The sequence below is a fragment of the Cupriavidus sp. 8B genome (assembly GCF_054589115.1).
Genome location: NZ_BAAILO010000036.1, coordinates 75319 through 94275, shown reverse-complemented (window position 1 = coordinate 94275; position 18957 = coordinate 75319). Strand labels below are relative to the sequence as shown.

Below are 18957 nucleotides of genomic sequence, written 5' to 3'. Positions count from 1 at the left end.
TGGGTCACTGCGCAGGAATCGGTACTGCGCGTATTGAACCACGCTTTGGCTCTGCGATCGGCATGACCATGACGTTCGGGAGCCGGGGTTCCCTAACGCCCCAGGAAGGCCGGAAATTGCGCCAGCAGGTAGAGCGCTGCGCCAATCAGCCCGCCCACGATGGTGCCGTTCATGCGGATGTACTGCAGGTCCTTGCCCACGTTCAGCTCGATCTGCCGCGACATGTCGCGCGCATCCCAGCTGCGGATGGTGTTGCTGATATGCCGCGTGATGAACTCCGCGAAGTCCGGCGCCATGTTGCGAGCCGCCTCGCGCAGGTGATCGTTCAGCGACGCGCGCAGGGACTCGTTGCGCGCCAGCTCCGCGCCGATCCACTGGCCCGCCGCCACCACCTTGCGGTGCGTGGCGGAATCCTCGCACGCCAGGTCGCGCTTCAGCCAATCGCGCCACTCGGCCCAAAGCTCGCCGATGTAGGCATTCAGCGCCCCATCCTGCTTCAGGTGCGCCTTCAGTTCCTCGGCCTTGGCGTGGAACGACGCATCATGCTTCAGCCGCGCGATCAGGCGCTGCACGGCTGCATCGAAGCGCTTGCGCAGTTCATGATTGGCATCCTCTTCAATCTGGGTCAGAACGCGGCTCAGCGCCTCGGAAATCAGGTCCGCGCCATTGCTCCCGATCCACTCGGTGGGAAGAAGCCGCTCTTTCATCGGGTGATCGCTCTTCAGCCACTCCACGATCCGCTCCGAGATAAAGGCGCGCGCGGAAGGCTCGTTGAGCAAGGCGATCAACTGCGCGATGGTCTCATCAAGCAGCGCCTGGTGCCGATCGTTCTTGGTCAGGCTATCGAGGATCGTCGCCGCGGACTCCGACAGATCGACCTTGTCGATCATCGTATCCACCGCCCGCTTCAACAGCGACTGGATGTTCCGCTCGTCCATCACATCCAGCATGCCGCATGCGAACGTCACCACCATGTCGCCGATCTGCCGCGCGTTGGCGGCGGAATCCAGCCACTGGGTGACCACCAGCGCCGGATTGTGCCGCTCGATCAGCGCGACCACGGACTGCACATCCAGGAACTTCTCCTTCACGAACACCGCAAGGCCATCCGCGATATCGTCCCGCTTGCGGATGATGATGTTGGTGTGGCGTGCAAAGCCCGGCAACGGAATCCGCCGGAACAGCGCCGCCACGGCGAACCAGTCCGCCAGCCCGCCAACCAGCGCCGCCTCCGCCGCCGCCCGCACGCCATCCGTCAGCGGCACGCGCGGCAGGAGGATGGTGGCCACGAAGACGGCAAACGCGAACAGCAGCAAAGCCAATGCCTTGCGCTTTGCGACCCTGAGTTCTTCTTCCTGATTCATGGGATCGGCGATTTGAAGTTGGTTCATGGGACTGCTGCGTTGGTCGATTCCTCGCTGGGCTAAATCCGGCGCCGCCCTGGCTCCCCTCTCCCGCGCGGCGGGAGAGGGGTTGGGTGAGAGGGCGGGCATTCGCAAGAGCGAGGCGCATCACGTTGAGCAATCGCCCGCCCTCTCCCCCGGCCCCTCTCCCATTTCATCGGAGAAGAGAAAACCGAAGCACTCAAAAATTCAACACCCAGGATACTTCGTCCAGATCCGCTGAACCAGTTCCTCGTCCGCCGAATCGATGCCCACGTCCCACTCAGGGAACACGCTCAGGTCGTCGGCAAGCTCGGCGATTACTTCGCGCAGCTCCAAAGGCGCCAGCCACTCCGGCGGGATCGCCTCCACGCCAAGCAGCGTGCCCAGCAAGTTGCCCGTGATGGCGCCAGTCGAATCCGAGTCGCCATCATGGTTCACCGCCAGCACAACACCATGACGGAAATCACGCGCGACGAGCGCGCAGTAGACGGAGATCGCCAACGCCTCCTCCGCCACCCACCCCTCACCCAGCCGCGCGATAGCGTCATCATGCGCCACGCCAGAGACAGCCAGCGCCTCCGCGTGGATTATGGCCAGCAGCGGCTCCTCGTGATCCGGCTGTGCGGACAGGCACGCCTTGGCGGTCGACAAAGCAGCGGGCAACGCCGCGCCGTCGGCCAGCTCGCGGATCAACACGGCCAGGACGCCGCCCGTCAGCGATCCGCTTGGATGTCCATGGGTAAGCGCGGCCAGCTCCGCTCCCAGGTCAAAGGCATCCTGAGGGGATCGCTGCCCGGGCCGCCGCCACACAAACAGGCCGGCCGGCGCCACACGCATCACGCCGCCGCAGCCCTTGCTGTCGTTGCGCGCGGGTTCTCCCGGCTTGAGCATGGCCTCCAGCGCCGACAAACAAGTGTTTCCCGGCGCGCGCCGGCTGTGCAGCGCCGCCTGCTGGTACAGCCATCCCGGCTTGTCCGACAGCACGTCGCGCTGGAACGCAGGCCGGATCCCCTGCGTCAGCAACCAGCGCAGATAAGCGCGCGAGACCACGCCAGGAACACTGCTGATGCCCCGGCTCGCGCCGCGCACCCATGCCCGCAGCAAGCCCTCCGCCGTGAACAGCGTCATCTGCGTGTCATCGGTGATGGTGCCGATGCCGCCGTAGGCGGGGGCGTAGCCGGTGATGCCGTCTTTGCCGAAGCGCTCGCGGATCTCCGCTAGCGACAGGAACTCTACGGGAGCACCCAGTGCGTCGCCCACAGCGCCGCCGAGCAGGCAGCCCTGGAAGCGGCTGCGTGTGATATCGCGATCAATGACTGAGACCGAGGCAGAAAACAAAAAACCCTCCGTGCAAGGAGGGTCGACGCATGGCCCGTTTGGTTGCTCCGCAAGGAGCCACATCCGCTTTCGCGATCCACCTTGCCCGGGAAGGCAGGTTGGCTTGGGCGTCGACCCAAATCAGAATGTGGGCGGATTGGAACATGGGGGGTTGGGGGGTGTCAAGGTGGTAGTCAGAAGGTGGCCGGCGAATTGACCCACAACACCCGCGCCACGCCCGTGCCGACGTTTCGGTAGCCGTGCGGCACGCTGCTCGGGAACGTGAAAGCATCGCCCACGCCAATCGTGTAGCTCGTATCGCCCAGCGTCAGCTCAAGCGTGCCTTCGAGCACATAGCCGACTTCCTCGCCGACGTGCTCGATCTGCCCATCGCTGGCTTCGCCCGGCGACACAATGTGGATGTTGGCCTGCAGCAAGCCGCCGCGCTTGGCCAGCACCAGGCGCTCCAGCGCGATGCCGCCGGCCTTGATGACCGGGCGCTCGCCCTGGCGCTTGATCGGGCTTTCGCTTGGGTTGTCCTCGCTCGTCAGCGCGGCGATATTGGTGTCCAGCGCCACCGCGAGCCGGTGGAGCATGGCGAGCGACGGGGAGGCGAGGCCGCGCTCCAGCTTGGAGATCAGGCTTTCCGAGCAGCCGGCCTTCTGCGCCAGCTGCAGCAACGTGTAGCCGGACACCAGGCGCGCATGGCGCAGCCGCACGCCCAGGCTGGCGGCAGGCGTCTTCTTGTCGTTCTGGAGGTTCGGGTCGCTTTGATCCTTTGGATCGTTCTGGTCAACCGCCAGGGCGCTTTTGGCTTTCAAATCACGTTCCGTGCAAGACAAGTTGAAGATGAAGAACCCGGGCTATTGGGGGCCATTGGGGGCTATTGGTTTGCGAGCGCGGCCACCGTATAGGCCAGCGCCTGCGCACCAAGGAACAGCTCGTGCGGCGCGGTTTCCTCTGCTGCGTTATGGCTGATCCCGCCTTTGCTGGGCACAAAGATCATGGCCGTTGGGCAATGCTGCGCCAGGTACATGGCATCGTGGAACGCGCCGGACGTCAGGTGCAGCGGCTTGCCCTGCGATGCCTGCTCGCTGGCCCGCGCACAAGCCCGCTCGATCAGGTTCAGCATGGCTGCGGGGAAGTGGGTGGGCGGGCGGCGGAAAAAGCATTCGTACGTGATAGCGCCCTGGCGCGGCCGAGCCCGCGCGATCACGGCATCCAGCTTTGCCTCGAAACGCTCCAGCACCGCCTCATCCACGCAGCGCACATCGATCGTGAATTCTACCTTGCCGGGAATCGTGTTGACGGAGTTGGGGCCGACCTGCCAGCGGCCCAGCGTCAGGCGCAGCTGGCTGGCGGCCTCGGCGGCGGCGTAGGCGTACAACGGGTGGGCAATGCCGACCGCGGTGGCCATGGCATCGCTACGCTCGTCCATGGGCGTGGTGCCCGCATGCGCCATCATGCCGGTGCATTCCACGCGGTACCACCGCACGCTCTGGATGCCGGTGACCACGCCCAGCGGTACCGCTGCGCGCTCCAGCACCGGGCCCTGTTCGATGTGCAACTCCACGCAGGCCGACATGGGCCGTTGCATCGGGCGGCGCGGCACATCATCCGTGGCGGCAAGCGCCGCGTCCAGCGCATCGCCAAAGCGGACGTTGGCGCCGTCCACCGACGCGCGATACGCCGGCAGGCAGGCCGGATCCACAAACGCGCTCGACCCCATCGCGCCGGGGCCGAAGCGGCTGCCTTCCTCGTTGGTCCATGTCACCACTTCGATCGGGCGCAGCGTTTCGATACCGGCGTCGTTCAGGGCGGCAATGACTTCCAGGCCGGCCAGCACGCCGTAGGCGCCATCCAGCTTGCCGCCGACCGGCTGCGTGTCGGCATGGCTGCCGGTCAGCACGGGTGGAAGATCGGCTTTGCCCGGGCGGCGGAAGAACAGGTTGGCGCAATCGTCCGTGCTCACCTCGCAACCCAGCGCGCGCGCCTGCTCGATCAGGTAGCGCCGCGCGGCAAGATCGATATCGGTCAGCGTTTCACGCGAGACGCCGCCATCGTCGCGTCCGCCGAAAGCAGCCAGCCCGGCGATGGCCGCCTGCAAGCGGCCATTGTTGACATGGTCCTGCGCCTGTTCTGCCGCGTGCTGCGCCAGTTGCTCTTGTTGAGTCAATCGATTCTCCTGGGATTCGGGTCTGCCACGTCACATCACGTCACATCAAGCCACGCTGCGCTCAAGGACATGCGCCGCCGCCAGCACGCGTGCATCGCCCCGGTGCGGGCCGATCAGCGTCACGCCCACCGGCATGCCATGCGTACCCGTGCCGGTGGGCACATGGACGCAGGGATTGCCAAGGAGCGTCCACATGCGGTTGAAAATGGGATCGCCCGTGGCGTCCAGGCCGGCGGGGGCCTCGCCCTGCGCGCTTGGTGCCAGGACGATGTCGACGGCGCCGAACCTCTGTTCGAAGGCCCCGCGCGCGGAACTGGCAAGCGCTTGCGCGGCAAAGAAGCGGCTGCCGTCGATGCCCCGGCCTGCCGCCAGCAACGTAGCAAAGCCGCTGCTGAAACCATCCGGCCGCGCACGCATTTCCGGCGCGAAGGCGGCGGCGGCTTCGTAGGCCATGATGTCGATCTGGGCCTGCGTCAGTTCGTCGAACTCGGCGGGCAGCATCAGGTCGCTCAACACGGCGCCCTGGCCCTCGAGCAAGCGCGCGGCTGCATCGAGCGCGCGCCGGCTGTCATCCCCCGCACGCTCCCAATGCGGCGTGCGGCAAATGCCAACGCGCAATGGCCGCGCCTGCCCGGTCTCCTGCGGCGTGAGCGGCAAGCGCGCCAACGCCCCGATAAAGAACGCCGCATCGTCAACCGAGCGCGCCAGCACGCCCACGGTATCCAGGCTGGGCGCGAGGGACTTGATGCCGGCCGACGGCAGCGTGCCGTAGGTTGGCTTGTAGCCCACCACGCCGCAATAGGCTGCAGGGCGGATGATGGATCCGGCGGTCTGCGTGCCGAAGGCAATCGGCACCATGCCCGCGGCCACCGCCGCCGCCGATCCGCTGGATGAGCCGCCCGGCGTGCGCGGCGCATCGGCAGGGGCGCGCGGGTTGCGCGTCGGTCCCGGCTGGAAGGTCGCGAACTCGGTGGTCACGGTCTTGCCCATCACCACGGCACCCGCAGCGCGCGCCATCGCCACGCAGGCAGCATCCATGCCGGGCCGATGCCCCGCGTAGATCGGCGAGCCGTAGGTGGTCGGCATGTCGGCGGTGTCCATCAGGTCCTTCACGCCGATGGGCAAGCCATGCAACGCGCCCCTCGCAGGCCCGGCATCCAGCCACCGTGCCTGCTCCAACGCTTGCGCCGCATCAAAATGCTGCCAGGCCAGAATGCCCGCCTCGGCGGCTTCGATGCGCTCGATATACGCGCGTACCAGTGCCTCCACGCTGAGTTCGCGCCGCGCCATGCGCGCCGCCAGCTCGCGCGCCGGCAGTGCCAGGAAATCGTTCATGTCAGTTCTCCGTCAGCCAAAATACGCCGAGCGCACTTCGTCGTTGCTGGCCAGCGCCTCGGCCGTGCCCTGCGCCACCACGCGCCCCTGCGACAACACATAGCCGTAGTGCGAAATCGCCAGCGTCTGCCGCGCATTCTGCTCGACCAGCAGCACGGTGATGCCCAGCGCGTTGATCTGCTTGATGACCTTGAAGTTCTCTTTCACGTACAGCGGCGACAACCCGAGCGACGGCTCATCGATCACCAGCAGCTTGGGCTGCGCCATCAAGCCCCGGCCAATCGACACCATGGCCTGCTCGCCACCCGACATCGTCCCCGCCAGCTGCGCAGCGCGCTCCTTCAGGCGCGGAAAGATATCGTAGACCTTGGCCAGCCGCTCGCGCACCCGCGCCGCATCGGTCTCCAGGTACGCGCCCAGCGCCAGGTTCTCCGCCACCGTCATGCGCGGAAAAATCTTGCGGCCCTCCGGAATGCAGGCAATGCCGGTGGCAATGATGTTGTGCGTCTTCTCGCCGGCAAGGTCCTTGCCATCCCACAAGACCTGGCCCAGGCGCGGCGGCGTGAGGCCGAGGATGGCACGGATCAGCGTGCTCTTGCCCGCGCCGTTGGCGCCGAGGATGCAAGTGATCTTGCCAGGGGCCACGTCGATGGAAACGTCGTGCAGCACGTTGACCTTGTCATACCCGGTGGTGAGCCCCTTCACGCTGAGCGTGCCGGGGCAATTGAGCGTGCTCATGCGGCTTCCTCTCCAAGGTAGGCGGTCTGCACATTGGGATCGGCGGTGATTTCCGTGTAGGTGCCTTCGGCGATCTTCTTGCCGTAGTTCAGCACCACGCAGCGGTCTGTGATGCGCTCGATCACATTCATCTCATGCTCGATCAGCACCACCGACAAGTTGGGCAGCTTGCCGCGCACATCCAGGATGTCGCTCATCAGCGCATGCGTTTCGTCATGGGTCATGCCGGCGGAAGGCTCGTCGAGCAACAGCAGGCGCGGCTGGCTCATCAGCGCGCGGCATACCTCGATGCGGCGGCGGTCGATCATGGTGAACGTCTCCACGGGCTCGAACAGCCGCGCCACCAGCGGCGGGCTGAAGATATTCAGCAGCGCCTTCACCTTTTCCACATAAGCGTCGTACTCCGCGCGGAAGGCCTTGCGCCGGAACAGGTTGAACACCAGACCGTGCTGCATATGCTGGTAGTCGCCGATGACAATGTTGTCGAATACCGTGAGCGGCAACGACAAGCGCGAGCGCTGGAAGGTCCGCGCCACGCCGCTGCGGTAGATGTCCTGCGGCGTCTTGCCGATGACGTTCTCGCCGTCGTAGGTGATGGTGCCGCTGCTCGCCTTGTACAGGCCAGTCAGTACATTGAAGAAGGTCGTCTTGCCGGAACCGTTAGGGCCGAGCAGCCCGAGGATCTCTCCCTCGCGGATCGTCATGTTCAGGCTGTCCAGCGCCGTCAAGCCGCCGAACCGCATGGTCAGGTCCCTGACTTCGATCATGGTCTTGTCGCTCATCGCGAAGTCTCCCGGCCAAAGAACAAGCGCGTCTTGCGCGGCAGCAGCCCGTCAGGGCGGAACAGCAGGATCGCAATCACCAGCGCCGCATAAAACAGGAAGCGGTACTCCTGGATGAACTGCAGCTTCTCCGGCAGCACCAGCACGATGATCGCCGCCGGGATCAGGCCCACCGCATTGCCCAGCCCGCCCAGGATCACGATCGACAGCATCAGCAGGGAATCGGAGAACGTGAAGTTGTTCGGCGCCACGAAGCCGGTGATCATCCCGTACAGGCTGCCCGCGATGCCCGCGAAGAAGTTGCCCAGCATGAAGGCCACCACCTTCCAGCGCGCGATATGCAGGCCGAACGTGGCGGCAGCCGTCTCGTCCGTGCGCACCACGTCCATGCTCAGGCCTACCCACGAACGCTCCAGCGCCTTCACCGTCGCAAACACGCCGGCGCAGATGCCGAGGCTGATCAAGGCGTAGCTCACGTAGAACGACACGTCGACACCAGACACGGAAAAGCCGTCGTTAAGCGCGTAGCCAAAGATCGTCATGCCCGGCACCTGCAGGCCCTGCGGCCCGCCCAGCACGTCGTTGACCTCGATGAAGGTCTTGAACAGGATGCCGAAGGCAATGGTCACCAACGCCGCATAGTGGCCGCGCGTGCGCAGCACCGGCGTGATCAGCATCGAGCCTACCAGCGCGGCGATGACGCCCGAGATCACGATGATCAGCAAATGCGGGATACCGGTGTGCGTGGCCATCACCGCGGTGGCATAGCTGCCGATGCCAAAGAACGCGGCGCCGGCAAAGTTGGCCACCCCCGAGAAACCGAACTGCAGCGTCAGGCCGAGGCAGGCCGTGGTGTACAGCAGCACCGAGCAGATCATCAGCAGCGCGAAGTGCGAGTCGTAAAACGCAGCGATCAGCGCCAGCGAGCCGCCCACCGCCCACAGGCGAGCCAGGCCGGGACGGCTGGCGCCAGCCTCCTCGAGCGAACGGTTGGCGCCCAGCTTGCGGCCAACGATGACGGCCGCGATGGCAACGGCCAGCAAGATGCCCACGCTGAGTTGCGACTCCGCATGCAGGAACAACCACATGTAGACGGTAAGCGCGATGCCGGCCAGCGCCAGCACCACGGCGGGATTGCGCTTGCTTGATGTGTGACTTTTCATGGAGTTCATGGTGTCAGACCCGCTCACTGGATTTTTCTGCGATCAGGCCGGTCGGCTTCCAGGCCATCAGCACGATCACGACGGCAAAAGCGAAGACGTCCTTGTACTCGCTAGGGATATCAGGAATCAACGCGGGCAAGGTGGCGCTGCCAAGCACCTGCAGCGCCGCAAACAGGAAGCCGCCGAGGATGGCGCCGTAGATGTTCCCCAGCCCGCCCAGAATGGCCGCGGCAAAGCCGATCACGCCAAGCAGCAGTCCCACATTGAAATTGATCTCGTTGTAGTACAGCCCGTTCATCACGCCCGCCAGGGCGGCCATGCCCGAGCCCAGCGCGAACGTCATCAGCACCACCGCCTCGAAGTTGATGCCCATCAGCCGCGCCGTCTCGCCATCCTGCGCCACGGCGCGGATCGCCATGCCGAAACGGGTACGCGTAATCAGCAGGTGCACGCCGACGATGATCGCGATGCCGGTAGCCAGCAGGATCAGGTTGTCGGCACGCAGCGACAGGCTGCCCAGCTCAATGGAGGCCGTCGGCAGCAGCGCGGGGAAAGGCTTGGGGTTGGAGCCATCCGGATAGAACAGCCGCACGGATTCGCGCATCACCGTGCCCAGCATCAGCGTGGCCAGCAGCGTATTGAGCGGTGCCGCCTTGCGCAGCGGCAGGATCAGGAATTTAGCAATCGCCGCGCCCAGCAAGCCGGTCACGCAGATCGCGCACAGCACCACCGCCAGCAAGCGGATCCACGGCGACTGGATGTCGAGCATCAGCACGCCGGTGGACGCCGCCAGGCCGGCAAAGGCGCCGACCATCAACGTGTCGCCGTGCGAGAACTTGATCACGTCAAGCACGCCGAAGAACAGCGTAAATCCAACGGCGACCATGGCATAGATCATGCCGAGCATCAAACCGTTGAAAACGTATTGGCCAATCACACTCATCGAGTTCCCCTTCCCCATCCTGGCAAGTAGCCAGACGCCACGCGCAGTCCGCCACGGGCCGCCGCGCCATGCGGCCGCGGACCCGTGGGATCGTGCTTCAAGTCGTTTAGCGCTTCGGTGTTTTACAGACCGGCGAGCTTCTTCTTGCCCTTGCCGTAGGTGCTGTCCTCCCAGATCACCCACTTGCCGTCCTCGACCACATACTTGGTCACCAGCGGCACGATGTTCTGGCGATGGTCATCGAACGTAACCTTGCCGATGATGGTGTCGGCATCCTTGGTCGCGTTGAGCGTATCGCGCACCTTCTTGCGATCCGGCCCCACCTTCTCCACCGCATCCATGATCAGGTTGGCCGCGGCAAACGCAAACGGGCCATACGCCTCAGGCGGATCGCTGTACTTCTGCTGGGAATACTTGCCCGCGAAGAACAAGCCACCAGGCAGCTTCTCCCACGGCGCGCCCTCGATAAAGGCCAGCGAGCCCTCGGCCTGCTCCTTGCCCGTGCCCTGGATGTAAGCGTCGGACTTGATGCCCGAAGTACCCTCGAACTGCGCCTTGATGCCCAGCTTCTCCATCTGCGTGCGGATGCGCACGCCCAGCGGTGTCAGGCCACCAAAGTAGACAACGTCCGGCTTCAGCTCGCGGATCTTGGTCAGCTCCGTCGTGAAATCCTGCTGGTCGGCCGTCACGCCGAAGGTACCCACCACGGTGCCGCCATCCTTCTTCAGGAACTCGCTGAAGTACTTGTTATGGCCTTTGCCGTAATCGGTCGTGTCATGGATGATCGCCCACTTCTTGTAGCCAAGGCCAGTCATGAACTTCGCGGCAACCTCGCTCTGGTTGATCATCGTGCCGTTGACGCGATGGATCTCCTTGAAGTTATTGCCATAAGTGACATCCGGCAGCACCGCGCCCCACACCACGGCCGGCATGCCAAAGCGGTTGTACACGCCAACCGTACCCATCGCCACGGCCGAGCAGAAATGCGTCACGCCCGCCACGATGCTCTTGTCGGCAGCGATCTTGGTGGCCACCTGCACGCCCACGTTGGGGCGGCACTCATCGTCCTGCGTGACCAGCTCATAGGTGTACTTGGACTTCGGGTCAGCATTGCGCAAGCGAACCGCCAGGTCGGCGGAGTTGCGCCCGCCCAGGCCAATGGACGACACGCCGCCAGTCAGCGGCCCCACGAAGGCAATCTTGACGACGTCCTTGGCTGCAGCCGGCGCGGACATCCCCGCCAACCCGGCCGAGGCCAGCAACATGGCTGCGGCAACTACGGTGTTCTTCTTGCGCACTCTCATCCCCTTCGACACGTGGACAAACGGTTGGTATTCAAGTAACTCGAGCAAAATTACATGTGCCTTTCCCTAAATTCAAGTTACTTGAATTTTGCGATGCAACAAGCGTGCCAGTCGTAAGCGGCGTTTGGAGGGCAGGTCGGCGGGGGAAAAGCTCGTTGCGCGCAGGAATGGCGCGGGGGAGGCACGGTTGTGGTGCGGTGCCGCACCACAACCGTGGCGGCGAGAGGTTGTCGGACCCGGGATAACGGAAACTGGAACGCTTGCACAGGCCCCGGGCTCGCAAAGGCATGCGGGGGCATCGCCCGGGACGGGTCGTTCTCGTGGACTGGACCCCTACGCTATCCGTTCCTGACGGAGCGGCTGATCGAGGACGCGGAGATCTATCTCAAAGCGCATCCGCGCCCCGGACGGCCGCGGCGTTTGACTGAGGCACATCCTGACTTGCGACTTGCAACCGAAGCTTCCAGCGGGCCGGCGCGAGGGCACAACGGGTGACGGCAAGGTACCGGTTCCTGATCGACGAGTGCCTATGGCCAAATCTCGTTCAGCAAGCGGTTCGAAGAGGCCACTGGGACACGACCTGTGTTCGCGATCGCCACCTGCGTGGAATAAAGGACCATGAGTTAATCCGGTATGCAGTCGATCACGATTACACGCTCGTCACGCATAACGCCGCGGATTTTCGCGGGCCGCTCGGTGGACCACCAGGTGGTCACCACGCGCGGCAGCCATTGCATGCAGGACTGGTGTGTCTGAACTCCGTGAAAGCGATGACGCCTCTGCGACAGCAGAAGTTATTCGCGGTGGCAATGGATAAGGCCGAGAAACTCCCTGAGGTCTCTGGCGCTTGCGAGCGACCGCCGTCGACCGGGCTGCAGGGCCTTTTCGGCTTGCGTGTAGAACACTGCACCCAATGTTCGGTTCCAAACAGATCGCTTCCTGCACATGAGAAAAAATAACAGTCACAAGGGGGAATCCGGCTGACAAGACCAGACCCCTCATAAGAAGAAGGGGGGAAACAGCATGCAACACCAAGCTGTACGAGCCGGAGTGATTGCAGCCTTCGCCCTGCTTGCCGCTGCCGAAGCCCATGCGCAAATGCAGCAGCGGCAAAGCGAGGCAAGCAAGGCGGAAAAAATGTCAGTCTGCCAGTGCGTCGCCGACCTTCTGTTCATGGCCGCGCAACTACGCGACATGGGGGTGCCCAGGGACGATGTATTGAAGAGAGTGAGCGAGCTCGGCGGGGGCGACCTGATCTATCTCACGACCACCACCGAGGCCACGAACATTGCGTACGACATGCCAAAAATGTCGCCGGCGAAACTGAAGCAGCGTCACATCAACGCGTGCAAGAAGAACATCCGGTGAAAGCTGTACGGGCGGCTTGTGCATCGACAGCGACGATCTGAACACCGCCGGGAATGCGCAGACTGCCCGGCCAGTCATCATCATCGAACCCAAGGGGGGGCCGCTGGCGCCACCAGCGCCCCCCCTCAGCCACGCATCAAACGCCATGGCGCTTCATGTCACACCCCAAGCGCCGGATCGCTCATGCTGCTGCGGCCGGTTTCGACATGCCCGGCCAGTCGCCTCCTGAACTCTACGTCTGAACTAACCGATACGGACAAGTCGTACCAGCCGTAGAACCGCCGCAGATCGATGTACAGGTCAAAGTTGTCGCCCGCGGGCACCGCTTGCTTGATGGTGGTCTGTGGGTCATAGCCGTTGACAACGGTGAACTCACAGCGCACGTCGCCCGGGTTTTTCAGACGCAGCCGGATGTTACCGTTGGCCACGTCGTATCCCTCCGTTACCTCCGGCATAGGACGCTCGCCCTTGATCGATGCGCCTGCAAGGGGCAGTCGGCCCGCGAAGCGACGCACGAAGCCGTTGGGCCCGTGCACCGTGAAGTCATAAACGCCGCCGGGGCTGGGCAGCAGCCGATCCGCGAGGCGTTTGCCCGCTTCAACCGTGTAGGCGCGCGGCGCTTCGAGACTATTTGCCGCATAGACCAGGAACGTTGCGCCGGCACGGCCCGTGTTGATGAACGCGAGCTGGAACTTGCCAAGCGACTCGTCCGGCCGCCCGCGAACGAATAACTCATAGGGGAGCGCGCGCGCCGGCCGCATGCCCGGCTCCTGCTTCGGCACCGCCTGGACTGCCGGGGGCAGCGGCACATAGTCAGGATGACGTAGCTGGTCACGCGGCGCATAGGCGCTTGTGCCCTGCAATGCAGGGATGGTGTCGTTCGGGTTGGCAAAATCGAAAGCAGCCGTCAGATCCCCGCAAATCGCGCGACGCCAGCGGGTGATGTTCGGCTCCGCCAGATCGTGATGGCGCCCAAAGCGCCTTTCGATAAAACGAATGATCGAGGTGTGATCGAAGACTTCCGAGCACACCCACCCGCCCTTCGACCACGGCGAGACGACGATCATCGGCACACGCGGCCCGACACCATAGGGCCCGGCCAGATTCTTGGCGTCCCCCGGGTAGATCTCGCCAGTCGTGTCTACCGTCGACAAGCCGTTCGCATTCGACGCCGGCGCAAACGGCGGCACCACATGATCGAAGAAGCCGTCGTTCTCGTCGTAGGTGACCAAGAGCGCGGTCTTGCTCCATACCTCGGGATTCGACGTCAGGACTTGCAGCACCTGATCGATGTACCACGCCCCATAATTGGCGGGCCAGTTCGGATGCTCCGTGTAAGCCTCCGGCGCCACGATCCACGACACCTGCGGCAACGTGTTGTTCTGCACGTCGCGCTTCAGGATGTCGAAATAGCCTTCGCCTGCCGAAACGTTGGTGCCGGTACGAGCCTTTTCATAGAGCGCGCTGCCCGGCTGCGCGTTGCGGTACTGGTTGAAATAGAGCAGCGCGTTATCGCCGTAGTTGCCGATGTAGGCGTTATCCGTCCAGCCCCAGAAGTTCTTGGCGTCCAGCCCGGTGCCGATGTCCTGATAGATCTTCCACGAGATGCCCGCGCGCTCCAGCACTTCCGGATAGGTCGACCAGCCGTAGCCGGCCTCCGCGTTGTCGATCACGGGCCCGCCGCCGCTGCCGTCATTGCCAAGCCCGCCGGTCCACATGTAATAGCGGTTCGGATCCGTCGGCGTCATCCCGGAACAATGATAGGCGTCGCAGATCGTGAATGCGTCTGCGAGCTGGTAGTGGAACGGGATGTCCTGGCGTGTCAGGTACGCCATCGTCGTCGTTCCCTTGCTCGGCACCCATTGATCGTAGCGGCCACCGTTCCACGCCGTGTGCGTGGTATTCCAGTCGTGCGGCAGATCCTGCAGGAACTGCATGCCCAGGTCCGGCGCACTGGGCCGGAACGGCAACACATAGCCGGCGCCCGCGGCGACCGGCTGGTACCACACCGGCTTGCCGTTGGGCAGCGTGATGGTGCGCTTGTCGCCAAAACCACGCACGCCCTTGAGCGTGCCGAAATAGTGATCGAAGGAGCGGTTCTCCTGCATCAGCACAACGATGTGCTTCACATCCTCGATGCTGCGGCTTGCATCGTGAGCAGGGATCGCTAGCGCATTGCGAATGCCCTCGGGCAGTACGCCCATCGCGGCGGCGGCTCCCGCCGCCTGGGCGGCAGAGCGCAGAAATTCACGTCGGCTGTTGGATGTCATATGCGGTCTTCCGGCGAAATAGGTGGGGAGGAAGGACACGAACCTGCCGGCGGGCGGCATGCGTCCGTGGAGGCTGCGCAAACGTGGTCAGTCAGCGCTGTGAATCACAGGCGGAGCGAGTCCGCCGGAGGCGGGTGCGGCGGTGGTGTCAAACGGTTGGTTCGGCTGGCTCGAGGCGGAGGCCGGCGGCTCGGGTGCCGCTTGGGCATCCGCTGACGCGCGCATGGCGGGCGCGTCCTGTGCGCGTTGCGCGCCCTGCGTGTTGCCAGAAGATACTGCGGTGGGCGCGCTGCCGCGGTCGCCGCACGCGCCGACGATCGCCGAGCCGACCGCGATGACCGACACCACAAGGCCGTGTCGGCACGCCACTGGCAATCCCTTGCTTCGCCGCCTGCGGCTTCTGTCCTGGCTGATCGACACGATGGCTCTCCGGCGATGTGGGCGCTCGCGCAACGATGCAATGCATCCGAGCCTAGCCAGCATAGGAAGGAATCGTGACCGATTTGTGACCCAGAGTGGGAAGTGCCAAGGCGGCTGTCTGAGCGTTGTCGTCAGCTATTGCAGTCGCTCGCGAGAGAGGCGGGAAGGTCTCCGGAAACTGTCTGGGCCGAGCTACCCTGCCCGCGACCGTCAGCCGGCTTTGCGCTGCAGCCCCGGCCTGGGCCCACTGGCGACACTGGGATCTGTTCACATATGAAATTGCGGGTTGGGGCAACTTGGTCGCGCCCGCACTCTGGCTAGACAGAATGTATTGACCTGCCGCACCTCAAGCCTAATCCAGCCGCTTGAGGTGCGGCAGGTCAATACCTATCAGTGCCCTGTTCCGTTGATTCGCTCGCAAAGTCTACTGAGCTTGGCGAGGATTGAATCGGCGGAAGCCGCGTCATGGAATGCGCTTGCATTTTTGGCATAGTGGCCCGCCCACCAGGGCAGCATTGCGGCAATCCCGAACACGTCTTCAAATGCGCTGGTCTTCTTGCTTCTTGCCATCGGTGCTCTCCCTGGGCGTCAGCACATCGGATTGATCAGCACAATCGGGATTTCGCAAAGATCTTCAGGTCTATTTTCTCCCGCCCGTTGCCATCCCGTTCACCCGCGCCAGGGCACGTTCGGCGGCGATGGGGATGGTGCGGTCAGGCAATCTGGCCAACCCCAGGTAAAGATCGATGTACCGCCAGACGTTCTCCCACGACGATTCGTTGATCCATGGCAGGTTGAGCGCTTCGTAGATCGGCACCCAGGTCTCTTGCCCTTCCTGCTGGCGCCGCACGGACAACGCCGGGTTGAACTGGTACCAGCCTTGCTCGAAACGCTTGAACAGCATGCGGTTGTACGCATAGTCGCGATCCACCTCGTTTCTCGCCAGCACGCCGGACAGATGCGGGCGCTTGTTGCGCTCCGGCCGCACCACGCTGGCGGGCAAGTGCTGCCACGCCTCTAGAAGCGCCTGCGTCTCGAAGGCGCCGTTGGGTCTGCGGTGGATGTGTGTAAATCGCGACTTGAACAATGCCCACATCGTCTGGAACAGGAAATACTCGGACAAATGCCGGTCGATGCGCACCAGCCGCTCACCGTTGTTGACATCGACGCTCGGCGGCGCCAGCAATTCGTAGAGCGCCGCGAAAGGACCCGCGGCAAACTGAGGCGAGCGGAACGCTTCCAGCATCGCGTAGTGCAATGCATTGCGGCCATAGTGGTCAACGTTATCGCGATCCGCGCCGCGTTCCAGCAACGCCTCGGCCAACGCCACGTTGCCGGCGGCAGCCGCGGCCATGAGCGGCGTCTGGTTCATTGGCAAGCGGTGCTCGATGCCATGGCGTTCGCATTGCCGCAGGACCTCCTTGAAATTGCCGGCGAAATAGGAGGCAAAGCTCTTGCGGGCGAGGCCGCTGCGTTGCCCGGAAAAATGCTGCGCAGCGGCAAAGCCGGCCTCCTGCACGAGCCACGCTGCGAGCACAGGCTCGTCATGGCTGGCGGCAATCTCGTAGAGTTGCTGCTTGGGCTTGGAGCCGGGGAACTGCTCCTGGAACACCTTGAACAGCAGCTCCTGCACCTTGGCCTGGTCGAACACCGGCCAGGGCGGCGGCACCTGCTTTAGGATGCCACTGCGGATCGCGTCGGCCTGTTCCTGCTTGCCCTGCAGTTCGAGCTTTCGTGCCTCCTTCTGCCAGTCTTCGAGCGTGGCCTGCCGCGTTTCGACCTTGGCCTGGCCGCCCTCCGTCAGTTCAAGCAAGCCGAACAGCGGATGCGCGGTATCGGACTCGATCAGATAGAGGTTCTTGATCGCGCGCGTAAGCGCCACGTATAGCGCGTTGACGAAGAACTTGTAGACCTCCAGCGACTTGTCGCCTTTGTCCTTGGCGCGCCGGTAGGCCAGCGTATCCGCGGCCAGGTCCTGCTTGTCGACGCCTTGCGCGATCTCGGCAAACTCGCCGCGCTGGTCGGAGACGAAGCGATAGAGCACGATATTCTCGTACTCCAACCCCTTCGCTTCATGAATGGAGAACAGCAATGGCGTGGAAAAGTGCTTTCTCGCCTCGGCCTTATCCTCGTCGCGCAAGACCAGCACGGCGCACTGCGTCGACTGGCGGATGCTCTGGTCAAGTTCGCGCTTGACGTTGTCCTTGTCCGGCAGCAGCAGCACCTGGCCGGCGTCGCCGCCCACCGCGTCGACCAGGAAGTTACTCTCACGATCGATGGAGCCGAAGCGGCTGTGCTTGATCTTGAGCAGCGTGTTGGCAACGCGCGTGGCCTCGCTGCCGTTGCGGAAATTGGCGGCAAGCACGCGCAGCGCCTGTTGCTCCGCGAGCTGCGGGTCATGCCAGAACAGGCTCTTGACCTGGCTCCAGCTGAAGAAATTCGGATGCACGATCTGGTTGGAGTCGCCGCACAACAGGAACTGGCCTGGCTTCCTGAGCGTCCTGAGCACCAGGGCCAGCTGCACCATGGTGAGATCCTGGACCTCATCGATCACGATGAAATCGTAATGGGGCTGCGCCAGCGATTGCCACTCCCGCGCCACCAGATTGAGATCATAGAGGCCGCTGTCGGAGAGCCATTTGCGATACCTCTCGAACAGGTCGAAGATGCGCCCGCGCATGTCCGCCGCAAAGATTGACTGGCGCACGCCCAGCGCGAGGTAGGCGTCGCGCGTCAGCACACCGTGCGCCCCGGCGGTAATCACGCCGCGAATCTCCTCGAAGGCCTGGTGACCATCGATATCGCGAAAATGCTGGCGCTGGCGCTCAAACCACGCCGAGAAGTCGCGCCAGCCTGCCTCCCGGCCTGCCGGCATGCGGATCGACTCGACGAACTCGCGGTAGGAGAGGAACTCCGCCTCCTGGGCTGGATGCTCGAAACCGTTGGCGTAATAAAGGTCACGCGCATTGCGGGCAAGGAAAGCTGAATGCGTGACATACAGCGTCGAGCCCTCCGCGTGCTTGAGCTTTTCCAGGGTCAGCGCGGTCTTGCCGCTGCCGGCGGAACCGACCAGGACAAGAGGCGCAAGCTCGCGGTACACCGCCTCCTGCGCATCATCGAACGAGATCGGCTTGTCCAGCAGGTGGATGTCGGTACGTTCGGGATGCAGGTAGCGCACAGGCTCAGCCTCGCGCGCCGCGTCGGCCGCATCGATGTCGGGAATCTTGCTTTCGTCGATTTCCGCGCCACGCAGGAAGCGGCTATTCCGATAATCGTGGTTCTCGATCACCTCGAGCATCAGCACGCAGGCCTGTCCGTCGTGGCGTACCAGCGAGAACAGGAGGCGATTCGCATCGTCCAGGCGGGCGCGGTAAAACTTGCCATGCGTAGGGCCAGTCAGCTTCTTGACTTGTGCCGCGCGGAAATCGCCGCGGCTGATGGCTTCCGTGATCTTGCGATAGGTGCTCTTGACGCCGGATGTATCGAGGCCGATGTATTCGAGGATCTTCATGGTCATGCTGATGCAACGGGCGCGCGCCGGATAGTTTGCCTTGGGTTGCTATCTTACTACCGTGCGTCGGGGCCCGACCGCTTTGGCCATAACGCGAACAATATGCCGGGCATAGAAAAATTGTCTTCGACTTATGGAGTTGGCACAGACATAGTGAGTCCTTTCTGCCATGCGCAACTTGCGCGGGTTCCGGCCCATGTTTTTCTCGCGGAGACACCATGAGAGTCAACCGCCGTACCCGGAGA

The 18957-nt window shown here is 63.8% G+C and carries 15 protein-coding genes and 1 riboswitch; of the genes, 2 read left to right on the top strand and 13 right to left on the bottom strand.

The features are described from left to right. Positions 1 to 92: 92 nt before the first annotated feature. The 10 genes from ACYP5B_RS03640 to ACYP5B_RS03595 all read right to left on the bottom strand — a co-directional run bounded on the left by ACYP5B_RS03640 (position 93) and on the right by ACYP5B_RS03595 (position 11137). Positions 93 to 1364 carry a DUF445 domain-containing protein gene (locus ACYP5B_RS03640; RefSeq protein WP_459568603.1) on the bottom strand — a complete coding sequence of 424 codons (1272 nt, stop codon included), beginning with the start codon at positions 1362 to 1364 and terminating at the stop codon, positions 93 to 95. 228 nt (positions 1365 to 1592) lie between these two features. Next, on the bottom strand, positions 1593 to 2723 hold the full coding sequence (locus ACYP5B_RS03635; RefSeq protein WP_459568569.1) for an ADP-ribosylglycohydrolase family protein: 1131 nt from the start codon (positions 2721 to 2723) through the stop codon (positions 1593 to 1595). A 28-nt stretch (positions 2724 to 2751) separates the two neighbouring features. Continuing rightward, positions 2752 to 2857, bottom strand: a riboswitch (SAM-I-IV-variant riboswitch). A gap of 39 nt (positions 2858 to 2896) precedes the next feature. Next, a complete protein-coding gene (locus ACYP5B_RS03630; RefSeq protein WP_267606546.1) occupies positions 2897 to 3427 on the bottom strand; it encodes a helix-turn-helix domain-containing protein in 531 nt (176 codons plus the stop codon). A gap of 158 nt (positions 3428 to 3585) precedes the next feature. Then, positions 3586 to 4878 carry a M20 family metallo-hydrolase gene (locus ACYP5B_RS03625; RefSeq protein ID WP_459568568.1) on the bottom strand — a complete coding sequence of 431 codons (1293 nt, stop codon included), beginning with the start codon at positions 4876 to 4878 and terminating at the stop codon, positions 3586 to 3588. Positions 4879 to 4923: 45 nt separating this feature from the next. Next, a complete protein-coding gene (locus tag ACYP5B_RS03620) occupies positions 4924 to 6213 on the bottom strand; it encodes an amidase (protein ID WP_459568567.1) in 1290 nt (429 codons plus the stop codon). A gap of 12 nt (positions 6214 to 6225) precedes the next feature. Beyond that, complete coding sequence (locus ACYP5B_RS03615; protein ID WP_459568566.1) at positions 6226 to 6951, bottom strand: ABC transporter ATP-binding protein; 726 nt, start codon at positions 6949 to 6951, stop codon at positions 6226 to 6228. Further along, the gene (locus ACYP5B_RS03610; protein WP_459568565.1) at positions 6948 to 7733 is read right to left on the bottom strand and encodes an ABC transporter ATP-binding protein; all 786 of its coding nucleotides are present in this window, start codon (positions 7731 to 7733) and stop codon (positions 6948 to 6950) included. The genes ACYP5B_RS03615 and ACYP5B_RS03610 overlap by 4 nt, the downstream gene beginning before the upstream one ends. After that, positions 7730 to 8905, bottom strand: a complete 1176-nt coding sequence (locus tag ACYP5B_RS03605) for a branched-chain amino acid ABC transporter permease (protein WP_459568564.1) — start codon at positions 8903 to 8905, stop codon at positions 7730 to 7732. Before ACYP5B_RS03605 ends, ACYP5B_RS03610 begins: the two co-directional genes overlap by 4 nt. A gap of 4 nt (positions 8906 to 8909) precedes the next feature. Then, entirely contained in the window at positions 8910 to 9839 is a 930-nt protein-coding gene (locus ACYP5B_RS03600) for a branched-chain amino acid ABC transporter permease (protein ID WP_459568563.1), read from the bottom strand. A 122-nt stretch (positions 9840 to 9961) separates the two neighbouring features. Further along, the gene (locus ACYP5B_RS03595; protein ID WP_318231296.1) at positions 9962 to 11137 is read right to left on the bottom strand and encodes a branched-chain amino acid ABC transporter substrate-binding protein; all 1176 of its coding nucleotides are present in this window, start codon (positions 11135 to 11137) and stop codon (positions 9962 to 9964) included. A 497-nt stretch (positions 11138 to 11634) separates the two neighbouring features. On the opposite strand from ACYP5B_RS03595, the gene ACYP5B_RS03590 reads away from it, so the two are divergent. Both ACYP5B_RS03590 and ACYP5B_RS03585 read left to right on the top strand, forming a co-directional pair. Further along, complete coding sequence (locus ACYP5B_RS03590; protein ID WP_459568562.1) at positions 11635 to 12102, top strand: DUF5615 family PIN-like protein; 468 nt, start codon at positions 11635 to 11637, stop codon at positions 12100 to 12102. Between the two features lie 64 nt (positions 12103 to 12166). Further along, positions 12167 to 12511 (top strand): hypothetical protein, encoded by a 345-nt coding sequence (locus ACYP5B_RS03585; protein ID WP_459568561.1) that lies wholly within the window; start codon positions 12167 to 12169, stop codon positions 12509 to 12511. 158 nt (positions 12512 to 12669) lie between these two features. Here ACYP5B_RS03585 and ACYP5B_RS03580 read toward each other — a convergent pair whose 3' ends face one another. The 3 genes from ACYP5B_RS03580 to ACYP5B_RS03570 all read right to left on the bottom strand — a co-directional run bounded on the left by ACYP5B_RS03580 (position 12670) and on the right by ACYP5B_RS03570 (position 18712). Next, the gene (locus ACYP5B_RS03580; protein ID WP_459568602.1) at positions 12670 to 14781 is read right to left on the bottom strand and encodes a phosphocholine-specific phospholipase C; all 2112 of its coding nucleotides are present in this window, start codon (positions 14779 to 14781) and stop codon (positions 12670 to 12672) included. An 810-nt stretch (positions 14782 to 15591) separates the two neighbouring features. After that, positions 15592 to 15771, bottom strand: coding sequence for a hypothetical protein (locus ACYP5B_RS03575; protein WP_459568560.1), 180 nt, complete (start codon positions 15769 to 15771; stop codon positions 15592 to 15594). A 70-nt stretch (positions 15772 to 15841) separates the two neighbouring features. Then, positions 15842 to 18712, bottom strand: a complete 2871-nt coding sequence (locus ACYP5B_RS03570) for an ankyrin repeat domain-containing protein (protein ID WP_459568559.1) — start codon at positions 18710 to 18712, stop codon at positions 15842 to 15844. Positions 18713 to 18957: the final 245 nt, after the last annotated feature.

Coding starts and splice junctions, on each gene's coding strand:
- ACYP5B_RS03640 (WP_459568603.1), bottom strand. CDS start 1,364: ATGAATCAGGAAGAAGAACTCAGGGTCGCAAAGCGCAAGGCATTGGCT.
- ACYP5B_RS03620 (WP_459568567.1), bottom strand. CDS start 6,213: ATGAACGATTTCCTGGCACTGCCGGCGCGCGAGCTGGCGGCGCGCATG.
- ACYP5B_RS03615 (WP_459568566.1), bottom strand. CDS start 6,951: ATGAGCACGCTCAATTGCCCCGGCACGCTCAGCGTGAAGGGGCTCACC.
- ACYP5B_RS03610 (WP_459568565.1), bottom strand. CDS start 7,733: ATGAGCGACAAGACCATGATCGAAGTCAGGGACCTGACCATGCGGTTC.
- ACYP5B_RS03605 (WP_459568564.1), bottom strand. CDS start 8,905: ATGAACTCCATGAAAAGTCACACATCAAGCAAGCGCAATCCCGCCGTG.
- ACYP5B_RS03600 (WP_459568563.1), bottom strand. CDS start 9,839: ATGAGTGTGATTGGCCAATACGTTTTCAACGGTTTGATGCTCGGCATG.
- ACYP5B_RS03585 (WP_459568561.1), top strand. CDS start 12,167: ATGCAACACCAAGCTGTACGAGCCGGAGTGATTGCAGCCTTCGCCCTG.
- ACYP5B_RS03580 (WP_459568602.1), bottom strand. CDS start 14,781: ATGACATCCAACAGCCGACGTGAATTTCTGCGCTCTGCCGCCCAGGCG.
- ACYP5B_RS03575 (WP_459568560.1), bottom strand. CDS start 15,771: ATGGCAAGAAGCAAGAAGACCAGCGCATTTGAAGACGTGTTCGGGATT.
- ACYP5B_RS03570 (WP_459568559.1), bottom strand. CDS start 18,712: ATGAAGATCCTCGAATACATCGGCCTCGATACATCCGGCGTCAAGAGC.